Source organism: Facklamia sp. P12955 (assembly GCF_050409565.1).
GTDB lineage: Bacteria > Bacillota > Bacilli > Lactobacillales > Aerococcaceae > Facklamia.
This window is the reverse complement of record NZ_JBNUPF010000037.1, coordinates 1-12,002: the sequence shown is the minus strand read 5'-3', so window position 1 is coordinate 12,002 and position 12,002 is coordinate 1. Positions and strand designations below refer to the sequence as shown.

9 protein-coding genes are annotated in these 12,002 nt (G+C 37.2%); 2 read left to right on the top strand and 7 right to left on the bottom strand.

The features are described from left to right. Positions 1-271: 271 nt before the first annotated feature. The 3 genes from ACQV2G_RS08625 to ACQV2G_RS08615 all read right to left on the bottom strand — a co-directional run bounded on the left by ACQV2G_RS08625 (position 272) and on the right by ACQV2G_RS08615 (position 3,791). Positions 272-1,528, bottom strand: coding sequence for a glutamate-5-semialdehyde dehydrogenase (locus ACQV2G_RS08625; protein WP_428876607.1), 1,257 nt, complete (start codon positions 1,526-1,528; stop codon positions 272-274). A 1-nt stretch (position 1,529) separates the two neighbouring features. Then, positions 1,530-2,339: a glutamate 5-kinase gene (proB, locus tag ACQV2G_RS08620; protein WP_428874477.1), complete on the bottom strand. Its 810-nt coding sequence runs from the start codon at positions 2,337-2,339 to the stop codon at positions 1,530-1,532. Between the two features lie 105 nt (positions 2,340-2,444). Beyond that, a complete protein-coding gene (locus tag ACQV2G_RS08615) occupies positions 2,445-3,791 on the bottom strand; it encodes a DUF308 domain-containing protein (protein ID WP_428876606.1) in 1,347 nt (448 codons plus the stop codon). A 150-nt stretch (positions 3,792-3,941) separates the two neighbouring features. On the opposite strand from ACQV2G_RS08615, the gene gdhA reads away from it, so the two are divergent. Next, positions 3,942-5,288: an NADP-specific glutamate dehydrogenase gene (gdhA, locus tag ACQV2G_RS08610; protein WP_428874475.1), complete on the top strand. Its 1,347-nt coding sequence runs from the start codon at positions 3,942-3,944 to the stop codon at positions 5,286-5,288. A 64-nt stretch (positions 5,289-5,352) separates the two neighbouring features. Here the strand turns inward: gdhA and ACQV2G_RS08605 are convergent, their stop codons facing one another. The 4 genes from ACQV2G_RS08605 to ACQV2G_RS08590 form a co-directional block, all read right to left on the bottom strand. Further along, on the bottom strand, positions 5,353-6,747 hold the full coding sequence (locus ACQV2G_RS08605; protein ID WP_428875008.1) for an MATE family efflux transporter: 1,395 nt from the start codon (positions 6,745-6,747) through the stop codon (positions 5,353-5,355). Positions 6,748-6,822: 75 nt separating this feature from the next. After that, on the bottom strand, positions 6,823-7,992 hold the full coding sequence (locus ACQV2G_RS08600) for an NAD(P)-dependent malic enzyme (RefSeq protein ID WP_428874473.1): 1,170 nt from the start codon (positions 7,990-7,992) through the stop codon (positions 6,823-6,825). A 17-nt stretch (positions 7,993-8,009) separates the two neighbouring features. Beyond that, positions 8,010-9,374, bottom strand: coding sequence for a class II fumarate hydratase (gene fumC, locus ACQV2G_RS08595; RefSeq protein ID WP_428876605.1), 1,365 nt, complete (start codon positions 9,372-9,374; stop codon positions 8,010-8,012). 92 nt (positions 9,375-9,466) lie between these two features. Beyond that, positions 9,467-10,405, bottom strand: a complete 939-nt coding sequence (locus ACQV2G_RS08590; protein WP_428874471.1) for a LysR family transcriptional regulator — start codon at positions 10,403-10,405, stop codon at positions 9,467-9,469. Positions 10,406-10,520: 115 nt separating this feature from the next. Between ACQV2G_RS08590 and ACQV2G_RS08585 the strand changes: the two genes are divergently transcribed. Further along, a complete protein-coding gene (locus ACQV2G_RS08585) occupies positions 10,521-11,936 on the top strand; it encodes an aspartate ammonia-lyase (protein ID WP_428875007.1) in 1,416 nt (471 codons plus the stop codon). The last annotated feature ends 66 nt before the right edge of the window (positions 11,937-12,002 follow it).

The following is a 12,002-nucleotide window of genomic DNA, read 5'->3' as shown; positions in this document are numbered from 1 at the left end:
GTGGGACATTTTGATTTGTGTTCTCTTGAGACATTATCATTTACGTTTAACATTTAAGGGAATAAACAATCCATTTCCAGTAGCAAGCAAGTTTGATTCATAGTATACTGTTGCTAGATAGAAAACCCCTCCTGAATGGCTTTGTGATTACTACGATTACAGCAGGAAACGCTTTCTTTGTTTATATTGTTAAAGAAAAAGTCCGATTAACGATTATATCGTTGACCGGACTTTCTTTAATTATTCAAGGCTTTTGTCCCAGCCCCTTGTTTTATTCTCTAATTTGACCAGAACCTTCAATGAGGTATTTGTAAGTAGTCAGCGCCTCTAATCCCATAGGCCCTCTGGCATGAAGTTTTTGAGTTGAGATACCAATTTCTCCTCCGAATCCGAAGACTTCACCATCCGTAAAACGCGTCGAAGCATTTACATAAACAGCTGCCGAATCGACATCATTCATAAAATCTTGCGCCACTGAATAGTCTTGCGTAATAATAGCTTCGGAGTGTCCAGTTGAAAAACGGCTGATATGGTCAATCGCTTGGTCATAATTTTTTACAATTTTTATTGCCACTACTAAATCTAAGAACTCTGTCTCATAATCTTCCTCACTAACCTGTACGGAATATGGCAATAAGTCACGTGTTTGCTCATCTCCTAAGATTTGAACATTGGCATCAAACAAGGCATTTCCTATTTGTGGTAAGTAAGCCTTAGCGAAAGCCTCATCAACAATGATTGTCTCAACAGCATTACATACAGAAGGACGTTGTGTTTTAGCATTGACAACAATCGTCTGAGCCATTTTAAAGTCTGCTTTTTCATGTATATAAATATGGACATTGCCTACTCCCGTTTCTATAACAGGAACAGTGGCATTTTTCACCACATTTTGAATTAAACCTGCTCCTCCTCTTGGTATTAAGCAGTCAACATAATGATTCATTTGCATGAGTTGAGTAACTAACTGTCGATCAGGGTCTGTAATTAACTGAACACAGTACCTAGATAAGCCAGCCATTTCAAGGCCTGCTTGAATGGCTTCAACGATTGCTCGGTTGGTGGCGATGGCTTCTTTACCTCCTCGTAAAATAACAGCATTTCCTGCCTTTAGACATAAACCAGAAGCATTCGCTGTCACATCGGGACGTGATTCATAAATAATGCCAATTACACCTAGTGGGACAGGTCTTTGACTAATGCGCAAGCCCAATTCATTCACCCATTGCTTGCGTGTGTTAGCTAATGGTTCTGCTAACTGAGCTATTTTTCGAATACCTGCTACCATTGATGCAAAACGCTTTTCATCTAGGGTTAATCGCTCGATCATGGCAGCTACCATGCCATCCGCACGCGCGTTCTCTACATCTTGAATATTTTGCTCTAAAATACTTTCTTGCTTTTCTTCTAAAGATTGAGCCATAGCTAATAAAGCTTGGTTTCTCGCTTGACTGCTTAACTTACGTAATTTTTCAAAGTTTTCTTTTGCTCTTTTTCCAATGGTTAATAATTCGATCGATGTTGCCATTTTATTTATCCCCTTTCCGATGGAAAAAAGTTCCAATACTTTTACCTTTTAGAATATCAAAAATTATCGAAGGATCGGCTCCTGAGGTAATGACTAAGGATGAATCGGTAGTAAAGATGACCTCGGCTGCATTCAATTTAGTAGCCATACCTCCAGTTGAAAATTCTGAGCCTTTTCCCATTGCCATTTGCTGAATTTCTTGTGTGATTTCAGTCACTTGATCAATTAACTGAGCATGAGGGTTTTGTTGTGGGTTTGAGTCATATAAACCATCAACATCTGAAAGAATAATTAAAAGATCAGCATCTGTAATTTTAGCTACAATAGCAGATAAGGTGTCATTATCACCAAACTTGGTTTGATGATTTAACTCCTCAACTGCTACCGCATCGTTTTCATTAATAACGGGGACAATTTTTCGTCTTAATAAGGTATCCATGGCTACTTGAACATTTTGTAGCGATTGAGGATAATCAACTACATCTCGTGTTAAAAGAATTTGGCCGACATTCACGCCATAATATTTAAAGAAGCGAGAATAGTGTCCCATTAATAACGTCTGACCGACAGCTGAAGCTGCTTGTTGGTCTGCAATGGTAGTTGGATAATTGGCTTCATTTAAGTCCATACTCCCTACACCAATAGCTCCCGAGGAAACAATGACAACTTCTTTACCTTCTTGGATCAAACTAGCACAGACATAAGCTAAGCGATCTAATTTAGTGAAATTAATCCCTTCATCGGACAATATTGTGTTTGTTCCTAACTTAATAATAATTCGTTTTGCATTTTTTAAATCACTACGTTTCATTCTCTACCCTCTTTTACAATTCAATAGCCTTATTATAGGAAAGTTTCATGTCTGGGTAAAGTATCCATACTATTCTCTTTGAAAAGTGAAAATCCCTTTACAATTTTAATTTCCCTTTTTAGCCGCTGATAATTCTAGCTTTGATAAATAATTTCCTAAAGCTCGATTGTAAACTCTTCGCTCTAAAATAATTGATTTTTCTTTCTGGTATTCTCTTTCCAAGAAATCATAATAAGTCCCTGGCGTTTGGATTCCAACCAAAGGGGAAAGAGCCAACCCTATTTCCTTAATAATATCATCAGAAAATAAAACACAATTTGTCCAAAAAACAAAATATGTTTGAAATTGCCCTTCTTTGAATTTATAAAATTTTGTATATTTAGTTTGACGCATCAATTTTCCTACAAAAGAATTTAGGACTGTCTTGGATTGAGGATGCCAATTAATTGTTTTTTCTTTAATGCCATTCAACTTTTCCTCTAACTGCTGGGCTTGTTGTTTAGAAAGCGCGATATCATATTCTACAATCGTCAGACGATTTTTTAATGAAAAGGATAGATATTCTGAACGATCAATTAAGGCCAAGACACCTTCTCCACTTGTATCCAACAAATTTCTAGTGTCATCATCTTGATTGCCATAAAAATAAACAGTATCTTTATATGCAATGTTCATATGACCCACCCTATCAAATGTTGATTTTCCAACAGGTATTTGGATAGTAATTAAATTGTCTTCTTGCTTTGGCAAGTCATTTTCATTAGCCAAAAGTGACGCTCTATAATCGGATTCAATATCTTGGGTCGTGTCTATCAGTATTTCATCTACTTTTCTAATTAACTTCTGAGGAAACAAAGCTGAAAAGAGCACTGGCAAGGGTAGGCGTAGACTTCTTCGCCAAATATGCTGCTTTTCAAGATCAAGTAGGTTAAAGCCCCCATCATATAGATAGCTGATTCCAAGAAAAATAAGGTAGATACCCAAACGAAGCAAAGCAGGATAACCCTGATTCATTATTAAAATACTATCAATAGCAAATATAAAATTCGCAATTGCAAAAGCTAAACGTTGATAACGCTCAAAGGCCTTATCTTTAAACATTAGGTAATAAGAAAAGAAATTTAAGAGAGCCAATAATAACTGATAAATTCCTACGCAACGCACCATCCATAAATAAAAATTGGGCGAATTAGTCAAGAGTCCGCATGCAAAAATAATCTGCCCTAGACTTATTATTGGTGGTGAAAACCTCACTTTTGATGAGTTATTAAATATATGACCCAATAGATACGCCAGAAAATCTACCCCTCCAATTATTAAGATGATTATAGCTAGACCATTTAAAAGTATATTTGCAATTTTTAGCTTAAACAGCAAGAGAGCTATACCCAGCGCTGATAAAATTAGACCCTCTAAAATATATGAACAATTTTTCTTATTTATTATTCTCATCCCTTTTTTCTCTTTTCAATTACTTTTATATTTTAGCATAAACGCTAAATAAATTTACTTACCTTATATTGATCTCAAACATGATGGTTGCTCTTAAACTTTTGTTCTATATGTTATACTTATTTCAAAATATAAGTTAGGAGCTCAATTATGTTTAAAAACCCCTATGTGAAATATGTTTATGATGATCTTCAAGCAAAATTCAGTGAACAAGTCGAGTATCTGCAGGCAGTTAAAGCGTTTTTATCCGCCATCGAGCCCCTAGTTGAACAAGATGAAAGTCTAGAAAAAGAAGCGATACTTGAGCGTATGGTTACACCGGAAAGAATCATTAAATTCCGAGTCCCTTGGCAAGATGACCAAGGTCAAGTCCATGTAAACTGGGGGTATCGTATCCAGCATTCTTCTTTACTTGGCCCCTACAAAGGAGGCTTACGTTTTGATACACAAGTTAATGAGAGTGTAATGAAATTTTTGGCTTTCGAACAGACTTTGAAAAATGCCCTGACTGGTCTACCTATGGGAGGTGGTAAAGGAGGAAGTGATTTTTCAACACGTGGTAAATCTGATCAAGAGATTATGCGCTTTTGTCAATCCTATATGACTGAACTAGCTAAACATATTAATGAAAAAATAGATGTTCCTGCCGGTGATATCGGCGTTGGAAAGCGTGAAATTGGTTATATGTATGGCCAATATAAACGCCTTAAGGGGGTTGAGCTAGGAAGCTTGACTGGAAAACCTATCTTGGCTAATGGATCACTTGGTCGAGAAGAAGCCACTGGGTACGGTCTCATCTATTTCCTTCAAGCCATGTTAAATGAAGAGAAGGAACAAATATCACAGAAACGCTTTATGATCTCAGGGCTTGGAAATGTTGGTTTAAATGCTATCAAAAAGGTTATGCAATTAGGTGGAATGGTATTAGCTGTATCCAACAGTCAAGGATCGCTTTATGATCCAAGAGGCATCAATATTAATCACTTAGAAGATATTCTTGCGCACCATAAGAAAGACCTATCTATTTACACTCAAGAGTTCCCTCATGCTTCTTATTCACAAGACTCAATCTGGTCGCGTCAAATTGCAGCAGATATTGCCCTACCTTGTGCCACACAAAATGAAATAAATGCTCATCAAGCCAGAAACTTAATCGCTAATGGTGTGCGTTTTTTAGCTGAAGGTGCCAATATGCCATGCATGTCGGAAGCTATTGAGGTGTTCAACCAGAGTAAAGATTTTATTTGGGCTCCAGCTAAAGCAGCTAATGCGGGAGGAGTGGTTGTTTCTGGTTTAGAAATGTCACAAAACGCAATGCGTCTCCAGTGGTCTTTTGAAGATGTCGATCACAAACTACAAGCAATTATGTCTGATATCTTTGCTAACTGTAAAGAAACTTGTTTAAAGTTTGATTTGGGTAAGAATTATGCAACTGCAGCAGATATAGCCTCTTATCAAAAAATTGTTCAACTTATTCAGATGCATGGCCTGATATAATTAAAAATTAAAAGTGTAGGTGAAAATTTCACCTACACTTTTAATTTTTGCTTAAGTTTTTAGACTAACCTATCTGCCTTTGTACCAAGGTCTTCCAATCTTTTTTACGATAGATATAGAAGCCCCATACTACAATCAACATATTAGAAACCAGCATAGAAATCCAAATACCTGTCGATCCTAAGTCTGTAAAGTAACGCAGGTACATGACAATTGGTACACGGATAAACCATAAACGTCCCAAGGTCATTAACATAGAATATTTGGTTTGACCACAGCCTTGGAAAAAACCATTGAGGGCAGCAAATAAACCCATAAAGAAAATAATGAAAGCTGTATAAGCTAGGTACTCTTTGGCTTGCATCCAGAGGTCGCTATCTGCTGATTCTTTAATGAAGATACTTAAAATCGGTTGTTGGAAAAGAATCATCAAAGCAGAAGAGATTACCGACATAAACAAAATGAAAATAATAGCTCGTTTAAAAATTTGATTGGCGCGAGTATAGAGTTTGGCTCCCATATTTTGACCAACGATTGAAGTAAGTGCCATCCCTACTCCCATTTGCGGTTGCATCACAATATCTGAAATACGATTAACCATAGAAAAAGCTGCCAGTGTATTTGTTCCGTATGAGGTAATCAAAGCGTTCATAACCGTAAATCCTAATGAAGACCCCCCATAACCTAAGAAAGATGGTAAAGCCAATTTCATAATATGTTGACTGGTTGGCCAATCAAAGCGAATCCCCTTCAATTGAGGTTGAATTCTAGATTGTTGGCTAACTACATAAATAGCTAGCACAATTAATACAATCTTAGATACAACAGTAGCCCAAGCAGCACCTGCTATTCCCCAACCTAAACCAGGAATATTAAGTATTGGGACTTTGTCATAAATAAATATAGGATCTAATATAATATTGATTGTCATCGAAATAGCAGAAATAGCCGTCATAATTTTGGTGTTCCCTTGAGCATTTAAGATGGCCTGGTAGGTGAAGTAAGCAAAATCAAAGGCAAGACCAATAAAACTTATTTTAAAATAAATAATTGATTTGTCTAAAAAACTTCCGCTTCCGCCCATAACTGACAGCATCCAAGGAGTTGCTAGATAACCTAAGAAAGCAAGAACAATACCCAGACTTAATGTCAACAGCAAGGTATTATCTACATATACTTGAACTCGTTCATACTGTTTGGACCCTAAAAAGTTTGATAAAAGAGCTGTGGCTGCTACTCCTATTCCCATGCCTAGTGAAATAAAAAAAAAGTTTAAAGGCCACGAAAAAGCAGAGGCTGCAAAATCCTCAGCGGAAAGTTGAGCCAAAAATAAACCGTCTGCCACAGTATAAAAGGTACGTACCAAATTATTAATCATTAAGGGGGCCGAAATTGTTAAGATAACTTTCCACATAGGGCCATGCGTTAGAAAATCCCTGTTATTAATCTTTTGCTTCAATCTTAAACACTCCTATAAGTAAAAGAGTCAATCAGCAGGGTGCTAACCGACTCCTTTGATTTATTAAACGAACCCCTAAATTCTAGCGACACCTTCTTCAACTGCACAATCTGCTACAGCCTTAGCTACAGCATCTGCCACTCCATCCGCTAGGGGTGAGACAATGATATTGTCCGGGCGTAAGTCTTCTTCAGCTACCATTTCTGCAATTGCGATAGCTGCTCTTTCCTTCATTTTATCAGTAATTTCTTTTGCACGCACGGATAAAGCTCCTTTAAATATTCCTGGAAAAGCTAAAACATTATTAATTTGATTTGGGTAATCTGATCTGCCCGTTCCAACTACTTTAGCACCTGCTGCGATTGCATCTTCAGGCATAATTTCAGGAACCGGATTTGCCATAGCAAAAATTAATGGTTCATTCATAGATTTTACCATTTCTTTACTCACAACATCTGGGGCAGAAACGCCAATTAAGACATCTGCTCCTTTCAATGCATCCGCTAGTTCACCTTGCATTTTACTAGAATTTGTCAATTTTGCAATAGCTGCTTTTGCTGGATCTAAATCTGGATTCCCATCACAAATAATCCCTTTACGATCTACCATAATGATTTCGCCAAAATTCATTTGAATTAATAATTTGGCAATGGCAATTCCTGCCGCTCCTGCACCGTTAATAACCATTTTCAATTTACCCATAGGTTTTTTGGTTAGTTTAATAGCATTAATCAAAGCTGCTGCTGTTACAATAGCTGTACCGTGTTGATCGTCGTGGAAAACAGGAATGTCAGTGCGTTCTTTTAGCTTAGCTTCAATCTCAAAACAAGTGGGTGCTGAGATATCTTCAAGATTAATCCCGCCAAAACTTTTAGAAATCATAGCGATTGTATCAACGATTTCATCAACGTTTTTGCTATCCACACATATTGGGAAAGCGTCCACATCGGCAAAGCGTTTGAATAGGGCACATTTGCCTTCCATGACTGGCATGCCAGCTGCTGGACCAATATCTCCCAAACCTAAAACCGCTGTCCCATTTGTTACAACTGCTACTAGATTGTTACGACGCGTTAATTTAAAAGATTCTTCATAATCTTTAGCTATCACACGACAAGGTTCAGCTACTCCTGGAGAGTAAGCTAAAGATAAATCTTCAGCTGTGTCGATATTCACACGACTATTTACTTCAATTTTACCAGCTACATCATAATGTAATTTTAAAGATTTTTCAAAAATATCCATTTTAACTTCCTTTCTAATTAGACCATTGTAGACGGATCAACTAAACGATCAAACTCTTCTGCTTCTAGATAGCCTAGAGCTAAGCAGGCTTCTTTAAGTGTAGTGTCTTCTTTGAAAGCTTTTTTAGCAATCTCAGCCGCTTTCTCATAACCGATATGTGTATTTAACTTAGTCACAAGCATAAGCGATTGATCAACTAGTTCTTTCATACGACCTTCATTCACTTCAATTCCTACTAAACACTTATGATCAAATGAAGCAATCGCATCAGATAACAATTGAACGGATTGAATAAAGTTATAAATCATCACTGGCATATAGACATTCAATTCAAAGTTCCCTTGTGAATTAGCCAAGCTCATTAAACTATCATTAGCCATCACTTGAGCTACCACCATTGTTAATGCTTCACATTGAGTGGGATTCACTTTTCCAGGCATGATAGAAGAGCCCGGTTCATTGGTTGGTAAAGTAATCTCCCCAATACCACTGCGTGGTCCGGAAGCTAGCCAACGGACGTCATTAGCGATTTTCATCATATCGCTTGCCAAGGCTGCTAGTGCCCCATGTGTAAAGACTAATTCGTCTTTGCTCGCTAGAGAATGAAATTTATTTGATGAAGTAACTATTGGTAAATCCGTTATTTCAGCTAAGACTTGTGCTACTTTTTCAGCATAACCTTCTGGTGTGTTGAGGCCTGTTCCGACTGCTGTTCCCCCTAATGCCACTTCATAAAGAGGTTGTAAACTTAAGTCAATCATCCTTTTGGATTGTTTAATCGATGACAACCACCCGCTGACTTCTTGTCCAAAGGTAACGGGTGTAGCATCCTGTAAGTGGGTTCTTCCATTTTTAACAACATGGCGGTACTTTTCTTCCATCATGCTTAAAGTATCCATGATATGATCTAGTACTGGAAACAATTGCGAATGAATTTTTACTAATGCGGCCAAATGCATGGCTGTTGGAAAAACATCATTCGAAGACTGAGACTTATTGACATGATCATTTGGATGAAGTAATTGTTTACCTACAAGCTCGTTTCCACGATTGGCAACTACTTCATTGACATTCATATTAGATTGAGTGCCTGAGCCTGTTTGCCAAACAATTAATGGGAAATGTTCATCTAAATCGCCTGCTAAAATTTCGTTACAAACCTGCTGAATCAGTTCTGAGCGTTCTTGATCGAGTACGCCTAAAGCCTGGTTGGCAGTTGCGGCCGCTTTTTTAACTAAAGCAATGGCGCAAATAACATCCCGAGGCATTTTTTCACTACCAATCTCAAAATTTTGATAAGATCGCTGCGTCACTGCCCCCCAATACCTATCTGCTGGAACCTGAATTTCTCCAAGCGAATCATGCTCAATTCTAACTTTCACAAGCCTTCCTCCTTTTAAAATATATAACATTTAGCTTATATCACCAATTATACACTCTAAGTTCTAAAATGAAACCCTTTACAAAAAATATTTTACTTTTCCCTCAAAATATCTAAAAAAGCAGTGACGGCTTTTGATTGATAGCGGTCTCTCTTCCAATAGAAATTAACCGGTCGTTTAGCATTTTCACTCTCTAAACGATAGTATTTAACTTGGTCAGTATGACTAATATGTTGGATCAAGGCTTCTCCAATGAAGGAAACGGCGATACCTGATGAAGAAATATTATACGCCGTTAATTGCTGCTCTACTTCAAAAGCGATATTAGGAATAAAGTGAGCTTCTTGACAAATTGTTCTTGCTCTAGCTCCAGTATCATTGGTTACTTTCAAAAAAGCAAAGGGTGCATCCTTAAATTCCTTCAAATATTTTAGCGGGAGACTGAGAGAATCTGAAGCATGCGCTTTAATTACTTCTAGACTTAGCTGATAATCCTGTAATAAGTCATTCACTTCAAACTTTTCGGGAACCGCTAAGAGTAAAGATTCCGTTACAAACTGATAATGATCATAGTAACGACTATCTAAAAAAGTGTTATCAAGTAGTAAATCAATTTCTCCTTCGTGCAATAAAGCGATTAGTTTACTTGATGTTTCTTCAAATAAATCAATTTGAATTTCAGGATAAATCTCATTAAACTTAGCCATTAACTTGGGTAAAATCATTGAAGCAAAGAGGCTTGTTCCCCCAATAGCAATGCGTCCATACTGTAAATTATCGACCTTCGAAATATATTGCTGAAAATCTTCTTCTATTCGTTGGATTTCCTTGGCATTACGAATATACTCCACCCCAAATTCGGTTAATTTGATCGGTATAGTGGATCGATCAAAGATATCATGACCCAAACGTTTCTCAATCCGCTTAACATTTGCACTTAGTGAGGGTTGAGAGACAAATAGACGTTCTGATGCTTTTGAAAAGGATTGCTCTTCAAAAACGGTCATAACATATTCTTTTCCATGAAACATTACCGCACCCCTTTATAAAATTTATGTTATATCCAGTATAACTCAATCCATGTTGAAGTTAAAGCCCTTTCATTATATAATGAACAAGAAATACTAATACTTTAGGAGGCATTCCATGAAAAACCCTGAAAACAAGGAATTTAGAGAAGAATATGATTCGATTGGTTCTCATCAAGTGCCGGAAACTGCCTATTATGGTGTTCAGTCTATCCGAGCAAAAGAAAATTTCCCTATTACTGGACAATTACTAGATCCTATTTTTATCCAAAGCCTGGCTTATATTAAGAAAGCTTCCGCCATGACAAATGGTAAGCTGGGACTTATCAGTGAAGAAATTATGCAAGCAATCATTAAAGCTTGTGAGGAAGTTCTTACAGGCGAATTAGACCAAGAATTTATTGTAGACCCTATCCAAGGTGGCGCAGGGACTTCTATGAATATGAATATTAACGAAGTTGTTGCGAATCGCGCCAATGAAATCCTAGGCAAAGAAAAAGGTAAATATAATCCTGTTCACCCTAATGACCATGTGAATTATGGCCAATCTACCAATGATGTTATCCCAACTGCAGGTAAATTGACGATTTATCAACTATCTCAAGGCCTTCTTAAAGAAATAGAGCGTTTAGAAAAAACACTTACTAAAAAGTCCTCAGAATTTAACGATGTCATCAAAATGGGCCGTACTCAAATGCAAGATGCCATCCCAATTCGTTTAGGACAAGAATTTAAAGCCTATGCCAGCGCAGTGCGTCGCTCTCATCAAAGACTTACTCAAGTAATTGAAGAGATGTTAGTAGTAAACATGGGAGCAACTGCTATTGGGACTGGTTTGAATGCGGATGTGGAATATGTCGAACAAATTGTTCCTACTCTAGCTGAAATTACCGACCTTTCATTACAACAAAGCGAAGACTTAGTAGATGGCACACAGCACATTGATTCGTTTTCAGCTGTTTCAGGTGTTCTAAGAACATTCGCTCTTAGTCTTTCAAAAATTGCTAACGACTTACGTTTGATGTCTTCAGGACCAAAAACAGGTTTTAACGAAATTAACCTACCTAAAAAGCAAAACGGCTCTTCTATTATGCCAGGTAAGGTAAACCCTGTTATTCCTGAAGTAGTGAGTCAAATTGCTTATCGAGTTGTTGGTAATGACACTACAATCGCCATGTCAGTCGAGGCTGGACAATTGGAATTGAATGCCTTTGAACCTGTCATTTTCTATTCACTCTTTGAGTCAATTAAAATTCTTCAAAATGGCATTGCGACCTTTATTGATAATTGTATTGCCGACATCACTGCTAATCCTGAACGTTGTCAAGAACTTGTTGATCAAAGTGTCGGAACGATTACTGCCCTAGTACCTCATATTGGCTATCAGAAGGCTGCCGAAATTGCCAAACGGGCACTCAATAACAATGAACGTGTTAGAGATATCATCTTATCTGAAGAGATACTAGATGAAGAAGAATTAGAAAGTATTTTAGCTCCAGAAAAAATGACAAGTCCTGGAATTAGTCATAAATAATTTAAAAATAGAGGGGCTGTATCATAAGTCTCAAACCGAAAAACCACTATAAACGTTGTTTAAACA

Coding starts and splice junctions, on each gene's coding strand:
- ACQV2G_RS08625 (WP_428876607.1), bottom strand. CDS start 1,528: ATGGCAACATCGATCGAATTATTAACCATTGGAAAAAGAGCAAAAGAA.
- proB (WP_428874477.1), bottom strand. CDS start 2,339: ATGAAACGTAGTGATTTAAAAAATGCAAAACGAATTATTATTAAGTTA.
- ACQV2G_RS08615 (WP_428876606.1), bottom strand. CDS start 3,791: ATGAGAATAATAAATAAGAAAAATTGTTCATATATTTTAGAGGGTCTA.
- gdhA (WP_428874475.1), top strand. CDS start 3,942: ATGTTTAAAAACCCCTATGTGAAATATGTTTATGATGATCTTCAAGCA.
- ACQV2G_RS08600 (WP_428874473.1), bottom strand. CDS start 7,992: ATGGATATTTTTGAAAAATCTTTAAAATTACATTATGATGTAGCTGGT.
- ACQV2G_RS08590 (WP_428874471.1), bottom strand. CDS start 10,405: ATGTTTCATGGAAAAGAATATGTTATGACCGTTTTTGAAGAGCAATCC.
- ACQV2G_RS08585 (WP_428875007.1), top strand. CDS start 10,521: ATGAAAAACCCTGAAAACAAGGAATTTAGAGAAGAATATGATTCGATT.